The sequence below is a fragment of the Marinobacter sp. F3R08 genome, from assembly GCF_018860425.1.
Classification (GTDB): domain Bacteria; phylum Pseudomonadota; class Gammaproteobacteria; order Pseudomonadales; family Oleiphilaceae; genus Marinobacter.
In genome coordinates this window covers 470228-487865 of record NZ_JAHKPI010000015.1, presented here as the reverse complement: position 1 = coordinate 487865, position 17638 = coordinate 470228, and the positions used below count along the sequence as shown (strand labels likewise).

14 protein-coding genes and 1 tRNA gene are annotated in these 17638 nt (G+C 53.7%); 8 read left to right on the top strand and 7 right to left on the bottom strand.

The features are described 5' to 3' along the window. Positions 1-89: 89 nt before the first annotated feature. Positions 90-1109, top strand: coding sequence for an AraC family transcriptional regulator (locus KO499_RS11305; protein ID WP_215983835.1), 1020 nt, complete (start codon positions 90-92; stop codon positions 1107-1109). A gap of 1 nt (position 1110) precedes the next feature. On the opposite strand, the gene KO499_RS11300 is transcribed toward KO499_RS11305, so the two are convergent. Both KO499_RS11300 and rmuC read right to left on the bottom strand, forming a co-directional pair. Then, positions 1111-1965 (bottom strand): hypothetical protein, encoded by an 855-nt coding sequence (locus KO499_RS11300; protein WP_215983834.1) that lies wholly within the window; start codon positions 1963-1965, stop codon positions 1111-1113. Positions 1966-1970: 5 nt separating this feature from the next. Further along, a complete protein-coding gene (gene rmuC / locus KO499_RS11295; protein ID WP_228339917.1) occupies positions 1971-3395 on the bottom strand; it encodes a DNA recombination protein RmuC in 1425 nt (474 codons plus the stop codon). Between the two features lie 496 nt (positions 3396-3891). Between rmuC and KO499_RS11290 the strand changes: the two genes are divergently transcribed. The 4 genes from KO499_RS11290 (at position 3892) to KO499_RS11275 (ending at position 7689) form a co-directional block, all read left to right on the top strand. Continuing rightward, positions 3892-4281, top strand: a complete 390-nt coding sequence (locus KO499_RS11290) for a hypothetical protein (protein WP_215983833.1) — start codon at positions 3892-3894, stop codon at positions 4279-4281. 246 nt (positions 4282-4527) lie between these two features. Then, on the top strand, positions 4528-5226 hold the full coding sequence (locus KO499_RS11285; protein WP_228339879.1) for an ATP-dependent zinc protease: 699 nt from the start codon (positions 4528-4530) through the stop codon (positions 5224-5226). Then, the gene (locus KO499_RS11280) at positions 5223-6740 is read left to right on the top strand and encodes an inactive transglutaminase family protein (RefSeq protein WP_215983831.1); all 1518 of its coding nucleotides are present in this window, start codon (positions 5223-5225) and stop codon (positions 6738-6740) included. Before KO499_RS11285 ends, KO499_RS11280 begins: the two co-directional genes overlap by 4 nt. A gap of 1 nt (position 6741) precedes the next feature. Continuing rightward, positions 6742-7689, top strand: coding sequence for an alpha-L-glutamate ligase-like protein (locus KO499_RS11275; RefSeq protein ID WP_215983830.1), 948 nt, complete (start codon positions 6742-6744; stop codon positions 7687-7689). A gap of 63 nt (positions 7690-7752) precedes the next feature. Here the strand turns inward: KO499_RS11275 and KO499_RS11270 are convergent, their stop codons facing one another. Continuing rightward, positions 7753-9345, bottom strand: a complete 1593-nt coding sequence (locus KO499_RS11270) for a BCCT family transporter (protein ID WP_215983829.1) — start codon at positions 9343-9345, stop codon at positions 7753-7755. A gap of 251 nt (positions 9346-9596) precedes the next feature. Between KO499_RS11270 and KO499_RS11265 the strand changes: the two genes are divergently transcribed. Both KO499_RS11265 and KO499_RS11260 read left to right on the top strand, forming a co-directional pair. Beyond that, positions 9597-11240: an FMN-binding glutamate synthase family protein gene (locus tag KO499_RS11265; RefSeq protein WP_215983828.1), complete on the top strand. Its 1644-nt coding sequence runs from the start codon at positions 9597-9599 to the stop codon at positions 11238-11240. A gap of 115 nt (positions 11241-11355) precedes the next feature. Then, positions 11356-11432: transfer RNA gene (locus KO499_RS11260), tRNA-Pro, on the top strand. A 755-nt stretch (positions 11433-12187) separates the two neighbouring features. Here KO499_RS11260 and KO499_RS11255 read toward each other — a convergent pair. The 4 genes from KO499_RS11255 to KO499_RS11240 all read right to left on the bottom strand — a co-directional run bounded on the left by KO499_RS11255 (position 12188) and on the right by KO499_RS11240 (position 16275). Further along, complete coding sequence (locus tag KO499_RS11255) at positions 12188-13483, bottom strand: TRAP transporter large permease (RefSeq protein WP_215983827.1); 1296 nt, start codon at positions 13481-13483, stop codon at positions 12188-12190. Positions 13484-13485: 2 nt separating this feature from the next. After that, positions 13486-14022, bottom strand: a complete 537-nt coding sequence (locus KO499_RS11250; RefSeq protein WP_215983826.1) for a TRAP transporter small permease — start codon at positions 14020-14022, stop codon at positions 13486-13488. A gap of 95 nt (positions 14023-14117) precedes the next feature. After that, positions 14118-15098, bottom strand: a complete 981-nt coding sequence (locus tag KO499_RS11245; RefSeq protein WP_215983825.1) for a TRAP transporter substrate-binding protein — start codon at positions 15096-15098, stop codon at positions 14118-14120. 262 nt (positions 15099-15360) lie between these two features. Then, a complete protein-coding gene (locus KO499_RS11240) occupies positions 15361-16275 on the bottom strand; it encodes a LysR family transcriptional regulator (protein ID WP_215983824.1) in 915 nt (304 codons plus the stop codon). 149 nt (positions 16276-16424) lie between these two features. Between KO499_RS11240 and KO499_RS11235 the strand changes: the two genes are divergently transcribed. Further along, on the top strand, positions 16425-17630 hold the full coding sequence (locus KO499_RS11235) for a CaiB/BaiF CoA transferase family protein (protein WP_215983823.1): 1206 nt from the start codon (positions 16425-16427) through the stop codon (positions 17628-17630). Positions 17631-17638: the final 8 nt, after the last annotated feature.

The following is a 17638-nucleotide window of genomic DNA, read 5'->3' as shown; positions in this document are numbered from 1 at the left end:
CGTTTCTACCAGGCAGTCCATTCAGCGTCAGTTGCATTGTTCTATGGGGGTTTTATGATGGGTTCTGTTTCTATGGAATGGCGAACGTGATGTCCGATCTGACAGTTTCGAAGCACTTTGTTCAGGCTGCTTTAGTAGGTGCCGAGAGACTTGGTTTTGATACCCGGAAAATGCTCCGGGACGCCGGAATCTCTCCAGATCTGCTACGTATAGAAATGGCCCGCGTAAGCAGTAACCATTTCAGCCATCTCATGCAGGTGCTCTGGAACCGGATGGAGGACGAGTTCATGGGGCTTGGTCCGAGACGTGCACGGACCGGAACCTTTGCCACTATGTGCGCACTGGTGATTGATTGCCCTAACCTGGAATCCGTGTACCGTCAGGCCTTTCAGTTTTCTCGTCTGTTTGAGCCAATGGTTTCAATGGAGCTTGAGATTGGCGAGACCAAGGCCCGCCTGGTTACGCAAATAGAAGGCGAAATTAACGATCCCAGTTTTTTCCTGCGTGAAAGCATACCAGTGATCTGGCACCGGCTGGGCAGTTGGCTGATTGGCCAACCCATTGAGCTGGAGAGAGCTGAATTCGACTATTCCCGACCAGCCCATGGCGACGAGTACCGGCACATTTTCCATTGCCCGCTGGCGTTCGAGTCCGACAAAACCGCCCTCACGTTCGACAAGCGATTCCTGTCGGCGCCAGTCATTCGGGACAAGCCGGAGATGCGGCAGTTTTTGAAGACCTCTCCGGCAGACTTGCTCTCCCGGCCAGACGAGAGCAATACTTTCACCGGGCGTATCCGGGCTCTGATCGGGAGAGATTTATCCAGGCCGCTACCGGATTTTGAATGGATTGCAACCGAACTGCACACCAGCCCCCAGACACTGCGGCGTCGGCTGAAGCAGGAGAATACGTCGTTCCAGGAAATCAAGGATCTGTTGCGCAGGGATATGGCAATCTACTACCTGAGTCGACAGGAACTTCCTATCAACGACATTGCCGCCAGGGTCGGTTTTACCGAGCCATCAACCTTCCACCGCGCATTCAAGAAGTGGACCGGTGTGACGCCCGGCGCATACCGCGAGGGCGAACGCGGCAATGTCATTTGCTGAATCAGGACCCGGAGGGCGCCTGTACCGTGCGAATCAGGTGCCCCAGAGTCTCAGCGATTTCTTCTGCCCGGTCCCTGTTTTCAGCCAGCTGCAGCAGGCGGGAACCGTCCCGCGGGTCGTAAACCCAGCAGGTAGATACCGTCGCTTCGCAACGCCATTCAACCTTCGGGTTGATACCAAATACCGACATCTGCTCTGTGCTACGCAGTATCCGGCCATCTTCAGTCCGTCTGATTTCCTGAATCTGCAGTTCATCGCCCTGGGTGCCAAGACGATATTCAACCTCTGCGGGCCGATCCAACCTTACGACCGCCTTATCACGGCGCCACCCGGCCAACTCCAGCAGGCTGTTGATATGCAACGTCAAGGCCTCACGATCTGAATCGGCGAGGTACAGTTTGCGAAGGGAGTCAACACGGCCATCACCTGCAGGCTCGATAACCGCCACCCGCTCGCTCTCTCCGGCACTCTGGGGTGCCAGAGCACTTTCCTTTCTGGTCTTTTCGATCGAGGTAATCAGCTTCAGGGATTCCTGATAGTGAGGCCCCTCAGTTCCGACCTGGCTGACGTAGGTTTCCAGAGCCGACTGAGCTTCATTCAGGTGAGAGGACTGCAACATCACCCTGCCCCGGTAAAAGTAATAGTCGGCCGGTTTTTCGCCTTCCAGTTGTTGCAACCGGTTCAGATACTCAGCGGCATCCCCCCAGTTCTCAGCCATTACGGCCTCTTCAGTGGCCAGCATGAGCCTGCGGGTTTCATGCTCCGGTGCCAGCGCAAAGGCCGGGCCAGCCAGGAAAATGGAAGCCAGAACGGCTCCCCGGGCAAAGCGGCGATATGTTCCAAATGATACTGCCATGGCATTTACTCCTGCTGGTTATCTGCACCAATCGCCTGATCTTGTGTGTCCATTTCGTTGTCTTCAGTGTTATCCGATTCTTCACCGGCATCGACTTCAGCCTGATCCATAATGCCTTTTGGCAATTCTTTCTTCACCCGAACGCCAAGCTCGACAAAGCGGTTCGCCTGGGAAATCAGGTTGCCGCGTCCGCGAGTCAGAGTATTCATGGCGGAATCGTAGGATCCCTGGGCAGTATGCAACTGGCTGCCCAGGCGTTCCATCGCTTCTACAAACACTCTAAGTTTGTCATAAACCGCGCCGGCGCGCTCAGCGATTCGCCGCGCGTTCTGACTCTGGCGTTCGTAACGCCAGATATTTTCGATCGTTCTCAGCGTGGCCAACAGGGTGGTTGGAGTTACCACAATAATCTTTCGCTCAAAGGCTTCTGCGAAGAGGTTCTCGTCCTGCTGAAATGCTGCCACAAAAGCGGGTTCTATCGGCATGAACAACAACACAAAGTCCGGAGAGTGCAGACCATTGAGCTGGCTGTAGTCCTTTTCACTGAGGGTACGGATATGATTTCTCACAGCCTCAACATGCTGTTTTAACGCATCCTGTTTTACCGCAGAATCCTCATCCTCCGTTATCCACTGCTGATAAGCTACCAGTGAGACTTTGGAATCGATAATCAGGTTACGGTTGTCCGGCAGATGCACGATGACATCCGGCCGGAACAGCTGGTTATCAGCGTCCCGATAACTGCCCTGGGTATCGTACTCCGCTCCTTTTCGTAAACCGGACTTTTCCAGCACCCGTTCCAGGATCAACTCACCCCAGTTTCCCTGTACCTTCTTGTCTCCCTTCAGCGCGCGGGTCAGATTGGATGCTTCCTCGGTAATCTGGCGGTTCAGATCCTGCAGCGACTTGATTTCACTCCGCAAGGCCTGACGGTCCCGGGTTTCCGTCGTGTATACGTCCTCAACACGCTTCCTGAAATCCTGCAACTGGTCACGGAACGGACTCAGCAAAGTGTCCAGGCTGGTTCTGGTCTGTTGACTGAACCGCTCATTCTTTTGCTCGAAAATCTTGTTGGCAAGGTTTTCGAACTCCTGTTTCAAGGCATCACGATTACGCTCAAGCAGCTCCAGCTTTTCACTGGCGGACCGGCGCTCCTTTTCGATCGTCACTTCCTGTTCCCGCAACGCAACCCGAGCCTCGCCCAGCTCCCTTGAAGCGTCGTCAACCCTCACCTGAAGCATCTGGCGCTCAGTCTCAAGCTGTCCCAGTCGTTGTTTGCGGCCTTCCAGATCTGATTCGAGACCTGCAAGCCTGCTTTCAAGACCGGATGCGTGTTGCCGCCAATGCTCGATGTCCGGTTCAAGACGGCCGGCTTTGTCGCGCAGGTTCGAAAGCACCAGTTCAAGCTGCTCCCTGCGCTGGGCCTCCATAGCTTGCTCGTGTTCGGCGTCAATCAGGGCTTTTTCGGTGGTTGCTCTTGAAGCTTCCAGCGCCGCCAGCTCAAGAGCACGTTTGCGTTTCTCGGCAACGGCTTTCGCCAGAAAAGCAGACATAACAATGGCCGCCATAAACAACGCAACCATCAACCCAGCCATCAGGTCGGGCCGGGACAACATCAATTCTGTGACGGCTTCAGGCACCGCGTACTTCTCCTGTTGGGTATCCGTGGTTTGTAAACGGTCTGGATATTCCAGCTGCAGAACAGTCTAACCCAGGAACGGAACCTTTTCCCCGGGACCCTGTCGGTCTATTCAGAAGTGCGGACAGGGACCACGACTGCTTGGCAATAACTGAATGCGCGGTCATCTGCCTATGGACGCCCAACGTAATATCGTCTACAAGGTTAAAATGGGTAACTGACACGCAGTTATTACCTTTTGTTAACCACCTGCCGGGCCAGAAACAGATCAGAACGGACGACCGATCATGCTTAAAGAATTGTGGCGAAAACTGGAAGCGGAGTTTCTCCATGATGACGGCTGCCGGCAAGAAAACCATTCAGGCCTGTTCGACCAGCGACCAAACGTCGACAGCGCGTCATTCACAATGCGCCCTCATATCACCCATACCGGTGAATTTCATCTTGAGCGCCTGACCAACCTGCTGAAGGCCCGGTATGGCAAAAATTTCGGAGTGCCTTCAAACGAAAACGGAAGCGACGAGGTTATCCGGGAACTGATCAGTTATGCGGCTCGCATCCAGGATCAGGACGTACAACGCGAGCTGTTACTGTTTTACCTCAACTGCTCTCCCCTGATTCAGGAATACCTTCGTTCAGAAACGGTTCTGGGTGAAGGGAATATACTTTCACGCTAATCACCGCGCTCCCCTTAACCATCTGTAAATCAAACACACAGGTGAGATGCTGTATACTTCGCCTCCTTATTACGCCTATTTCACACGCACAGACCGTCAAAGCCCTCCAAACTCGGGCGTGACAGTCTGCCAGCTCAGGGGTTTTTCATGGGTTTGAACTGTTTTCGGGCTGGACTGCCTAAGCTCTCCGTAACCACACTCGCAGGGATTTTTCTGCTGGCGGGGTGTTCGGCGGACCGCTATTTCATGGTTCCCAAACATGACCTGAAGGAACTCGGTACATCCATGAAGAGCCAACGCGCGACTCTCGTTACCATGGAGGAAAACGCAGCCGTTCGGCATGAACAGGTCATCGCCCAGAACCAAACCACAACGCAAACCATACTGGATGCAATCGCCACCCAGGTTGAAAAACCGGAGTGTCCGCCAGTGCGGATCCAGAACCAGTGTTCTGCGGCTGAGACATCGAAAGGCCGGGCCGACCGCCTCAGGGGTAAAGTCATAGTCGGCGAAGTGGAAAATTTCTATCTGACCGGTCCAGAGTTGATCTACAAGGCCCGTATTGACAGTGGTGCCGAGACCTCCTCGATCGACGCACGCAACATTACCCGGTTCGAGCGGGACGGCAACAACTGGGTTCGGTTTGATGTACCGGTTCCGGGAACTGACACCTTCGTGACACTGGAAAAGGAGATCTCCCGCCGGGTTCGCGTCATTCAGGCCAGCGCGGAAGAAGCAGAGCGCCGGGTCGTGGTTGAGCTTCAGTTCTTTATCGGCGACCATCAACAGGTAGCCGAGTTCACCCTGGCCGACCGAACCAACCTGACCTACGAAGTTCTGATCGGGCGGAACATTCTGCGCGACGTGATGTTGATAGACGTTGGCAAGGAATACGCCACCGATCTCCCCGAGTCCATCCGCAAAAGCAATGGGAACGAATCGTGACCAGCCGCTCTCGCCTGCCGTTTTACATCGCTGTCCTCCTCCTGATTACCGCCGGCATCTCTCTTGCCGTCTGGAGGCATATTGAACTTGGGATTCCCTGGCTGACAGGAGAGCAACGCCCGGTCTGGATGATTGAAGCCAGAATTGATTTCGACGCTGGCGACGGTCCTGTGCTGGCCAGCCTCAACATTCCCGAACAGCCTCCGGGATTTCGCATTCTTACCGAACAGGCAGCATCGCCTGGCTACGGTTTCTCCATCATTGATAGTTCAGGCAGCCGCCGTGCAGAGTGGAGCAAGCGAGAAGCCTCCGGCCCGCAAACTCTCTATTTCAAAGCCCAGTTCATTCCGGATCCAAATGCCCAGTCGTCGATCCCGGCCCGCGAACCGAATACCCCCAGAACTTTCTGGGAAGAACCTCAGGCAACCGCCGTTCAGGAAATTCTGGATCAGGCCAACGCCAGATCAAGCACACCAGAAAGCATGACCCGCGAGCTGATCCGACTGATGCAGCCGGACACCCGGACGCAGAACACAACGTTACTGGTATCGGAAGAAAACTATCTGGATCTTCTGGTCGACATGCTGAATCACAGTGGCATCGCCGCCAGAATTGCCGATGGCCTGAGACTCGAAGATGCCCGTCGCCGGCAACAGCTGATGCCTTATCTGCAGATTTACAACGGCGAACAGTGGCTTACGTTCAATCCGACAACAGGCGAGCAGGGAGTACCTGACCACCTCCTTCTATGGCGTCAGGGCTCAACGTCATTGCTCGACGTGGTTGGCGGAGAAAACTCCGACGTACGCTTCTCCATGCTCAGGCAGACGGTACCCGCCTTGCAGCTGGCAACCATGGAATCGGCCTCGGGTGGTCTTGGCTTTCTGAGCTTTTACGAGCTGCCAATCGAAGAACAAAGCATGTTCCGGATGCTGTTACTGTTACCGCTCGGTGCCCTCATGGTGGCCTTCATGCGGATTGTGATAGGCATTCGTACCTCTGGCACCTTCATGCCAGTACTGATCGCTGTGGCCTTCGTCCAGACCACACTGGTACCGGGTCTGATTGCCTTCCTGTCAGTCGTAGCCATTGGCCTGCTGATGCGCGGCTACCTTTCCAGCCTCAACCTTTTGCTGGTATCGCGGATCTCCGCGTTGATCATTCTCGTGATTTTCATCACGGCCGGCCTGAGTATCATCGGCTATCAGATGGGATTCAACACAGGCATGACGGTAACCTTTTTCCCGATGGTTATTATTGCCTGGACAATTGAGCGCATGTCCATCCTGTGGGAAGAAGAAGGCGCTCATGAAGTTCTGGTTCAGGGTGCCGGCAGCCTGTTCGTCGCGATCTGTGCCTATCTCCTTATGAGTGCCCCGCTGGCAGGCCATCTCACCTTTAACTTCCCTGAGCTGCACCTCGTTATTCTCGGTCTGATCCTGCTGATGGGCCAGTACACCGGTTACAAACTCAGCGAACTGAGGCGCTTCACGCCGATGAAGGCATACGACTGATATGAACTGGATAGCGCCGCGAACACTCAAGAGGCTGGGAATGCTCAATATGAACCAGCGCAATGTCGATTACATTGCCCGGTACAATGAGCGCTCCTCCTACCCGCTGGTAGATAACAAGCTGAAAACCAAACTGGTGGTTGCTGAGTACGGTGTAAAAACCCCAAGACTTCTTCAGATTGTGCGCCAGCAGCACGAAATATCGCACTTTCGCGAGATGGCAGAAGACCTGGAGGGGTTTGCCATAAAGCCAGCAAAAGGTTCTGGCGGCAAAGGCATAACCGTCATTACCGGGCGTGATGGGGAAGACTACATCAAGGCCTCTGGCTCGCGAGTGGATTCGTCATTCCTTGAACGCCACCTGACAAACATTCTCGCCGGACTCTATTCGCTGGCAGGCACACCCGATGTCGCCATCGTCGAGAATCTTGTCGAGTCTGCGCCTTCCCTGGCCAGGTATTCTCATCAGGGCGTTCCCGACATCCGGATCGTTGTTTTCCGGGGCTACCCCGTTATGGCCATGCTCAGGCTTGCGACAACCGCATCAGACGGCAAGGCCAACCTGCACCAGGGGGCAGTCGGTGTTGGCCTGGATATAGGCTCAGGAAGAAGCCTGAATGCCGTTCAGTTCAACCGTCCCATTACATTGCACCCGGACACCGGTCTGGCACTGGAGAATATCCAGATCGAAGCGTGGGACGAAATGCTGGAAATGGCGTCACGATGCTATGAAGCCACAGGGCTGGGCTATATGGGCGTGGATCTGGTGGTAGATGCCAATGAAGGCCCGCTGCTACTGGAACTGAATGCCAGGCCGGGGCTTGCCATCCAGATGGCGAACGGCAAGGGTTTATTGCCCCGTCTCCGGACAATCGAAGCGCTCAAGCGGCCACACTTTACGCCACTGGAACGATCCCGTTTCGCCATGGAGAAGTTCGCCAGCTTCTGAGATCCACCAACCAGACACAAAAAAACCGGGGCCGAAGCCCCGGTTTTTCGTTTCAGTCCACCTTCAGGTGAGCTCACCTCTCGCGATCAGGAGTTGACGCTCATGGCTGAGGCCCTTGAGCAGCCCCCAGGTCATAATGAGCAGAACCACCGTAAACGGCAGACCCGCGCTGATTGCGGTCGCCTGAATAGCACCCAGGGCATCTTCACCGCCACCGAAGATCAGTGCGGCAGCGATCGCACCTTCAGCAACTACCCAGAAAACGCGTTGAGCTGTCGGGGCGTCGGTCTTGCCACCAGCAGTAATGCTGTCAATAACCAGCGAGCCGGAGTCTGAGGAGGTCACAAAGAACACCAGTACCAGAATAATACCGACGAACGACAGGATTCCGGTCAGCGGCAGATTTGCAAACATCTGGAACATGGCCAGCGAGACTTCCGTCAGACCGTTCGCAGCCAGTTCACCAATACCTTCCTGAATTTGCTCCAGGGCCGAGCCACCAAAGGTGCTCATCCAGACTACGGTAATGACGGTCGGAACGATAAGTACTGCAGTGACAAATTCACGCACCGTGCGGCCTTTCGATACGCGGGCGATAAACATACCTACGAACGGTGACCAGGAGATCCACCATGCCCAGTAAAAGACAGTCCAGCCCTGGAACCAGGCTTCGTCTTCACGACCAAAAGGATTACTCAACTGCAACACGTTGCCAACATAGCTGGACGAGGTTACCCAAAGGGTTTCCAGCACAGTCATTGTCGGACCAGCAAAAATAACAAAGAACAACAACAGTCCCGCCAGGCCCATGTTGATGTTACTCAGTACTTTTACACCGCCATCAAGGCCACGAAGTACTGAAATCAGTGCACAGGCGGTAACACCAACAATAATCGCCATCTGGACATTGGTTCCGCCACCTGTGTCGAACAGGTAGTTCAAACCGGAGGCCGCCTGCTGCGCACCGAAACCGAGTGACGTCGCGAGACCAAAGATGGTGGCTACAACGGCAAGAACATCAATGATGTGACCAGGCCAGCCCCAGACCTTGTCTTTCAGCAATGGGAAGAAAGCCGAGCGGATAGTCAGCGGCATGTTTTTGTTGAAGGCAAAAAACGCCAGGGAGAGAGCCACGACCGCATAAATGGCCCACGGGTGCAGACCCCAGTGATACATGGTTGCGCCCATGGCCATATTACGGGCCTCAGGCGTGTTGGCCGCAACGTTGAATGGCGTCTCGTACCAGCCTGTGTAGTATGCGACAGGCTCAGCAACCGCCCAGAACATAAGACCAATACCCATGCCCGCGGCAAAGAGCATGGAAAACCATGACAGAGTGGAAAACTCGGGTTTGGCATCCTGACCGCCGATACGGATTTTACCCATCGGCAGAACAATCAAGGCCAGACACACCACCACAAAGATGTTGGCACTGATCAGGAAAAACCAGTCAAACGTCGCGATAATGTCCCATTTTGCCCCATCAAGCAGTTCTTTTGCCTGCCCGGGAAACATCAGGGTGCCTATCACGAACACAACAACCAGTATCGCCGTAATCGGAAATACCGGTGCGTGGAGATCCAGCCCGAACGGCGTAATATTGTCCTGGCCGGCCACGTAGTCCGTCTGATATTCGTCTTTAACTACCTCGCCCACGTTATGGCGCCTCCTGATTTGGTAAGTCGTTTATTCAGAATCGGATTTTCAAACGTTACAAGCGCGTCATGATAATGTTTTGAACTCAAAACATCAAAGCGCAGTATTTTTGCGATAGCAGACTAAAGCATAGATCAAACAACGTGCCCGGCCAGCCAGAGCGGCAATCAATCGATTAGAGATCTATATAGGTGCGGTTATACTCAAGCATCATCACGATCGCCCAGCTTTTACAGGACTCAGAGGAACCCATGGAGAAAACCAAGACCATTCCGCTTCGCTATACTGTCTACGCCTTGAGTATTGCGGGCTTTTTTATCTCGCTGGCTCTGGCTCTGACCCTGGACGCGAGCTATCTCTTCCCGGCATTTTTTGGTGCCTTTGCCGCACTCGGAACCTACGACCTTCTTCAGCGAAAACACACCGTTAGCCGTAACTACCCGATCATGGCCAACGTCCGGTATCTGCTCGAATCCATCGGTCCCGAGATCCGGCAATACTTCATCCAGTCAGATACCGAAGAACGGCCATTCTCAAGAGAACAGCGCACGATCGTTTATCAACGCGCCAAAAATGTTCTCGACAAGCGCCCATTCGGCTCGCAGCTGAGCATGTACGATGAAGGCTTCGAGTGGATGAATCACTCTCTGGTCCCGACCCGCCTTTCAAACAGCGATTTCCGGATACTGATCGGAAAGAATTGTGACAAACCCTATAGTGCCAGCGTGTTCAATATCTCTGCCATGAGCTTCGGCTCGCTTTCAGCCAATGCCATTCTCAGCCTGAATACCGGGGCCCGAATGGGGGGCTTCTACCACGATACCGGAGAGGGCTCTATTTCCCGTTACCACCGCCAAGCCGGTGGCGACCTGGTCTGGGAGATTGGCTCTGGCTATTTTGGTTGCCGCCATAAAGATGGCTCGTTCAACGAAGACATGTTTCGAGAGAATGCCGCTCTGGATCAGGTGAAAATGATAGAGCTCAAACTATCTCAGGGCGCCAAGCCCGGTCATGGGGGCATCTTGCCTGGCGCCAAGGTAACACCCGAGATCGCCGAAGCGAGAGGCATCTCTGTCGGGGAGGACTGCATTTCTCCTGCCAGCCATTCGGCATTCTCCACCCCGGTCGGGATGCTGGAATTCATTGATCGGTTGAGAAAACTGTCCGGAGGCAAGCCTGTAGGAATCAAGCTGGCCATCGGTCACCCCTGGGAATGGTTTGCCATCGTTAAAGCCATGCTGGAGACCGGCAGAAAGCCCGACTTCATTGTTGTGGATGGGGGCGAGGGAGGTACTGGCGCAGCGCCTCTGGAATTCATTAACCGGCTCGGCATGCCGATGACCGAGGCGCTTCTGCTGGTTCATAACACACTGGTGGGCACCAACCTTCGCGAAGATATTGCCATCGGCGCAGCTGGCAAGATTACCTCGGCCTTTAATATTGCGCGCACCCTGGCACTGGGCGCTGACTGGTGCAATGCTGCCCGAGGCTATATGTTCGCATTGGGCTGCATTCAGGCGCTCAATTGCCATACCGGACGCTGTCCAAGCGGAGTTGCCACTCAGGATCCCAGACGCGGCAACAAGCTTGACGTTGAAGACAAGAGTCAGCGCGTATACAACTTCCACAAAAACACTCTGGATGCACTCCAGAATCTGCTCGAAGCCTCTGGCCTGGGCCACCCCTCAGAACTCGGCCCCGAGCATATCGTCCGACGGATCTCCAGGAATGAAGTCGAGTCCTATATGGGACTGTTTTCCTTCCTTGAACCCGGCGCCCTTCTTGACGGCAAGACCGGCCTTCCGGTGTTTGATAAATACTGGGAAATCGCCCGGTCAGATAGCTTCGAACCGCCCGAGTTTGTCCTGAAACTCCGGGAGACCAAGCTCCGCTGAGAAACTGACATCAAAATCGCCGCAGGTTGTTTATTTTTTCAATGGGCTGGTGTAGACTTCGCTCCCGCTAAGCCACTGAGAATACTCTCAACTTTCTGGGTGGCGAACAGTGAATCGGGGCGTAGCGCAGCTTGGTAGCGCACTTGCATGGGGTGCAAGGGGTCGTAGGTTCAAATCCTACCGTCCCGACCAGATTTATCAAACACTTAGCCCGGTCTCGAAAGAGCCGGGCTTTGTTGTTTCTGGAAAGCTACCTTTCCCACACCCGTCTCGCATACCTCTTGGATATGCCTGTGTGCGGAGGAGTACGTGATATCACCTCACCCGTCCCTGCAACACCTGTGAAGACGAACCATAACCTTGCCAAACCGCTTACACGCGACGCTCCCTATCCCACCCTATAAGACCATCCTTCAATTCACAGCATTACTCACGAAGCTCCTGCACCTTTATCCGATGCCAACATCGAACAGAGTTAATGAATCATCGTACCTCACTACCTTAACCCCACACATCTGCGCACCACCGTCAGGTTCAGCCTGGAGTGATCTGAGCTGTGACGATGGCCACTTGAGGAATCGCGTTGATTTTGCGGCCGGACCGGAACAACTGAGGTTATCAGCAGTATCTCGACTCTAACCACTGATGAATTACATTAGCGCCGCCAGCTACTTTAAAGACATCGCTGCCTGCAAGTGTTTTTTGAATACTCAAACGGGAACGAGATCACCACCAGTATTACCGCAACCGGAGCGAGGGGCTATCAGACATCTTCGACTGCATTGGCGGGCAATTCTATAGTCCCGAAATGCGAGATAGAACTGCAGTTCAGGATCGAGGCTTGTCAGCCGTCTACAACGGTCCGTGGACAGCGGGAACCCCCTCTTGGCCCGCAACGGCCGCCCTGGCGTGACTAACCAAAGAAAAAAGAGGGGGATGGAGGTTGATTAGTAGCCCATGACGTGGGGCAGCCACGTGGCTAGACCCGGAACAGCGATTAGCAGCAAGATCGTAGCGATAATTGGCAGCAGGAAAGGCATTATAGCCTTGACCACCTGGCCATAGCGCAGCCTTGTAATGCTCACCATCAAGAATAGTACTGTACCAAACGGCGGAGTGATGACTCCCACCGAAAGCGCGATCACCATGACAATGCCGAAGTGCACGGGGTCTAGCCCAGCGCTAAGCGCTGCTGGTACGACAATCGGGGTAAAAATCAGGATGCTTTCGATCACCGACATAAAGCAGCCAATCAGCAAGAAGAACAGGGCAAAACATATCAGCAGCATAATCGTGGGCATATCGATGCTCGCGACCTGACCTGCCAACGCCTGAGGGATACCCATACGGACCAGTATCCAACCGTAAAAGCTGGATACAGCAATGATCAGCAGGATAACAGCACTAAACATCAAAGTGCGGTTGAACGCGTCAAACAGATCTCGCCACTTCAATTCACGGTAGATCAGCCCACCCAAAATCGCCGCGTAAAGCGAAGCGATAGCACCCGCCTCTGTGGGAGTGAAGATGCCGCCCCAGATGCCGCCAACGATTATCGCAGGCATCATCAACGGCAAGATTGCCAGCTTACCGGTGCGCACGACTTCTTTTGCATCGAACGGAGTAGGCTTGGGCATCACTACCCTACCGGTTGCGCCTAGAAATACGGTCATACCCATCAGCAGCAGCGCCATTAGGATGCCTGGCAGCAGACCTGCCATAAACAATCCGCCAATACTAACGTTGGCTAACCAGCCGTAGACTACCAGCGCAATACTGGGCGGCAGTATTGGCCCGATTACACTGGATGCTGCGGTTATACCCGTAGAGTAACCAAGCTCATAGCCGCGCTCTTTCATCGCTTTGATTTCAATACTACCAAGCCCGGCAGCGTCGGCCACAGCAGTGCCTGACATGGTCGCAAAAATTGAGCTCGCAACTACGTTAGCGTGACCCAAGCCACCTTTGGTAAAGCCGACTAGTGCCGTGGCAAAGTCAAATATACGCGTAGTGGTAGAGCCAATATTCATGATATTAGCTGCCAAAATAAACAACGGAATGGCCAGCAGCGTAAAGTTATTAAGCGTTTGAACCATTTTTAAGGGCAACAGCTCCACAGGCAAACTGCCCGTACCTGTAACCATTAAAGCAATGAACGAAGTCACACCAATGGCAACAACAACGGGTAAGCCAATCACCATGAGAACTAGCAACCCACCGACAAAAATCAGGAGTTCAGTCACGGCTAATCCACCTCTTCTTCATGATGCGATTCCAACCACGCTACCGGACCACGCAGGGTCTGCCACACAGCTATCAGCGCTATGCCCACAAAACTAAAAAAGATACCGTAGTAGAGATAGCTGAAACTAATACCAAGAGACACAGTGGTATTATTGGAGCTCACAGCCGACATAATCCATGCGCCCCAGGCGCCGAGAGAGAAAAAGCCGACGGAGATCAGTGCAGTGAGTCGATACTGCATATTTTTAGCAAACCCAGACAGCCTATTGCTAAACAAATCAACAACAAGATGCTCGCTTCGCACCCAAGCGGATATTGCCCCAAAACCAATCGCGTAGATGGCCAACATAGGCGCCATCTCTTCGGTCCAGGGCATGCCCGCTGCTACCAAGTCACGGGCAATTACGGACGCCACAATCAGTAGTAGCATGGCGACCATCAACGCCACACCAATCCCGTCACATAGACGGGTTACCCAGCGCAGCGTATAAAAAACAATACGATCTGGCCCACTTTTGGGCATTACAGCGTTATACACAGGATAATTCCCCAGACTATAACTAACGTTTTTGCCTCTTATGGAAACACAGCGACGACCCTTTATAGGCCGACGCTATTCATTCCAACCGTGTATTACTCGCTTTCGTCACCCAGCGCATCGTCGCGTACGCCGTCTTTCATTTCGGACATCACACGATCAATTGCGGGTAACGCGGCTTTACGGAAAGGCTCAACGTCAGGCCGGATAACGGTCATACCTTTATCCTGCAACTCTTCCAGGTAAAAATCGTCGAGTTCTTTTTCCCGATCAGAGCCAAATTGGCGGGCCACTTCGACGGCCTCCTTAATCAGCTTCTGATCCGTCTCTTCCAAACCACTCCACCAACGCGTACTCGCTACCCAAGCCCATGGATACTGCACGTGACTAGTCATAATAACGTAATCCTGCACTTCCCAGAGGCGGCGAGTGTAGGGTGAAGAGAGCGAGTTCTCATGTCCGTCAACTTGGCCCGTTTGCATGGCGAGATAAATTTCTGGCGCTGGAACGTTCACCACTTGAGCACCAACTTCCTTCCAAACTTCCATCCACACTGGCAGCGCAGGCAAGCGCAAGCGGAAGCTCTGGAGATCATCTGGCGAATCAATGGCCTTGTCGGCCGTCATGTGCCGCGGACCGCGGTGCTGGGTACCTAAATATGTGAAGCCCCCTCTGCTCTCCCCTTGCTTGATCATCGCTTGACCCGAAGGACTCTCCATATAGGCGTCCACTTCATCCCAAGTAGTGAAAACAAAAGGAACAGAGATAACGTCATACTCAGGTGCATACTGCTGACGCCAGTTACCGGCGGTTAGTGCAATCTGGGTTTGGCCAAGGTTGAGTAATTCCAAGATAGCGTTCTCGCCGCCCAGCGACCCCGCTAAAAAGGGGCGCACCTCAAAGCGGCCCGGGGCCTGCTCTTCTAAATATTCAGCGAAGCGTTCTACCGCAGCGCTTTCCGATCCGCCTTCACTCATGGTGTTATTAACCTGAATTTCGATCGGGGCTGCTAAAGCGAGGGGGGTCGTCGTTAAAATTCCAAGAGTAGCCAGTGTGGCAAACAGTTGTTTCCGCATAGGATCAATCTCTAACGTTGTTATTGGATGTTTGATTCTTCTCAAATGCTCTTATCGTTTCGCTCTCGTAGGCGAGGCTCATTTGATATTGAAGCAAACAATCAAGTGGCTCAAGTCGGCACTGATGAAGGCATCCTTCGTTAAAGACGATGGTTGGAGCCGCCCTCCCGATGCTGGGGCTGCACTAAATATGACCCGGCACACCTCCTGCCAATACCAGATGCTTAAAGGTCATGTCGCTCGGTCAGCACTGAATCAGAACCTATGATTCTTCGGAGTTAATTGGCTTGCTCTTCTGAGTAAGGTGGTCCACTAGGTGTCGGGCTGTGACATGCAAAGAGGTATACCGACGCATACCAATTACCAATTCGCGCTGCGCCCAAGGATCACTAAGCGGGATACTTTTAAGCTGCAAATCACCCAGATCACGGTAGATCGTTCGCTCAGGCAGCACACCAACGCCCATACCGTGGTGAATCATGCGGCAAATAGCGTCAAAGCTACGTACCTGGATACGCATTCGAAGTGTTTTGGATACCAGGTTAGCCTGCTCATACAACAGTGCTTGCAAAGAAGCATCCTGCTGCAAGCCAATAAAATCGTATGCCAGCGCTTCATTAAAGGCGATGCTTTCACGTCCAGCCAAAGGGTGGTCAAAGGGGGTCATTAAAACCAGCCGATCCTGTCGGTACGAAACCTGCTGAAGATCAGGCGCCGCCACATGCCCAGCGAAAATACCGATATCGGTAAGTCCTTCGCGCACAGCGGTAATGATATCGCTGCTTACCCGCTCTTCCAGGTCAATTTTAATTTCGGGGTAAAGGCGAGAAAAAGCACTGAGATCCTGCGGAAGAAACGCAATGATAGCCGACGTATTAGAGTGGATTCGCACGTGGCCACGGACGCCTTCGCCATATTCGCTTAGTTCGGCCTGCAGTCGCTCCATGTTATCCAGAATATTCCGAGCATGGTGCAAACACGCGCGGCCCGCTGGGGTCAGTTCGACACCCCTGGGGCGGCGATAAAATAATGTAGTGCCCACCAACTCTTCCAGGTCGCTTATACGTTTGCTTACCGCAGCGAGTGCAAGATGCTCCCGTTCGGCAGCAGCCGTTAGGCGGCCTTCGTCTGCCACAGCAATAAAAAGTTGAAGAGTGACGAAATCGAAGCGACGCATAAAACAAACTCCTGAGAGGTAACGTGCATATGCTAGCGCACACCTTCGTCAGTCACGAACCCTTTGTTGCCGATTGCCTGATTGTGGGCCATTCGAGGCTAACTCATACTGATGATTAACAATAACATCATCGATTAGAGGATAGCTTTATGAATGCTTCCGAAGAGCGCCAACTTCCACTAAAAGACTTAAAAGTGCTCGAGCTTGGCCAGCTGATCGCAGGGCCTTTCGCGACCAAACTTTTAGGAGAATTCGGAGCTGACGTAATCAAAATCGAACCTCCAGGAACCGGCGATCCACTTCGGAAGTGGCGTATGCTTGAAGAAGGCACTTCGCTATGGTGGCATGTGCAGACCCGCAACAAGCGCTCGGTGGCAGTGGATTTACACAAAGAAGAGGGGCAGGCACTCGCACGCAAGCTCGCCGCCGAAGCAGACGTGGTAGTAGAGAACTTCCGCCCAGGAACACTTGAAAAGTGGGGACTTGGTTGGGAAGTGCTTTCGGCACTCAACCCTCGACTAATTATGGTACACATCTCCGGCTACGGGCAGACAGGGCCTTACCGCGATAAGCCCGGTTTTGGCGTGATTGGCGAAGCTATGGGTGGACTACGTTACCTCACTGGCCGGCCGGGGGAACCGTCAATGCGAGTTGGCGTGAGTATCGGCGATTCGCTTTCAGCCCTCTACGCTGTAATCGGCACACTGTTAGCGCTTCAGGAACGTAACCGAAGTGGCCAGGGCCAAGAAATTGATGTGGCACTGTATGAGTCAGTGTTCGCGATGATGGAAAGCCTGTTACCAGAATTCGATGCCAGCGGTAAGGTTCGCGAGCCCAGTGGCAGCGCGCTGCCCGGCATCACTCCTTCTAATGCCTACCGCTGCAAGGGAGGCGATTACGTTCTAATTGCGGGTAACGGCGACAGTATCTTCAAACGTTTGATGGGCGTGATCGGCAGAGAAGACCTGGCCCGCGACGAGTCGCTGGCTCATAACGACGGGAGAAGCAGACAAGCCGAGATGATCGACACGGCGATTCAGGCTTGGGCGGAAAAGCACACTCGGGATACCATTCTTCAAGCCCTGGATGATGCCCGTGTGCCGGCAGGCTACCCCTATACCGCAGAGGATATCGCCCACGACCCTCACTATCTGGCCCGGGAAATGATTCAAACCTTTACTCGCCCCAACGGAAAACCATTAAAAGTACCGGGCGTTCTTCCGAAGCTTAGCGCTACCCCTGGACGCCTCGGGGATGGCGGACCCGCCCTTGGTCAACATACTGACAGCGTATTGGATGAGCTGGGGATTGATCAACAAACGCGAGACAAACTGCGCCAAGCAGGAATCATCTAAGGAGAGCG

Coding starts and splice junctions, on each gene's coding strand:
- KO499_RS11300 (WP_215983834.1), bottom strand. CDS start 1,965: ATGGCAGTATCATTTGGAACATATCGCCGCTTTGCCCGGGGAGCCGTT.
- KO499_RS11290 (WP_215983833.1), top strand. CDS start 3,892: ATGCTTAAAGAATTGTGGCGAAAACTGGAAGCGGAGTTTCTCCATGAT.
- rmuC (WP_228339917.1), bottom strand. CDS start 3,395: ATGGAGGCCCAGCGCAGGGAGCAGCTTGAACTGGTGCTTTCGAACCTG.
- KO499_RS11240 (WP_215983824.1), bottom strand. CDS start 16,275: ATGCGTCGCTTCGATTTCGTCACTCTTCAACTTTTTATTGCTGTGGCA.
- KO499_RS11285 (WP_228339879.1), top strand. CDS start 4,528: ATGGTTCCCAAACATGACCTGAAGGAACTCGGTACATCCATGAAGAGC.
- KO499_RS11275 (WP_215983830.1), top strand. CDS start 6,742: ATGAACTGGATAGCGCCGCGAACACTCAAGAGGCTGGGAATGCTCAAT.
- KO499_RS11305 (WP_215983835.1), top strand. CDS start 90: ATGTCCGATCTGACAGTTTCGAAGCACTTTGTTCAGGCTGCTTTAGTA.
- KO499_RS11235 (WP_215983823.1), top strand. CDS start 16,425: ATGAATGCTTCCGAAGAGCGCCAACTTCCACTAAAAGACTTAAAAGTG.
- KO499_RS11245 (WP_215983825.1), bottom strand. CDS start 15,098: ATGCGGAAACAACTGTTTGCCACACTGGCTACTCTTGGAATTTTAACG.
- KO499_RS11265 (WP_215983828.1), top strand. CDS start 9,597: ATGGAGAAAACCAAGACCATTCCGCTTCGCTATACTGTCTACGCCTTG.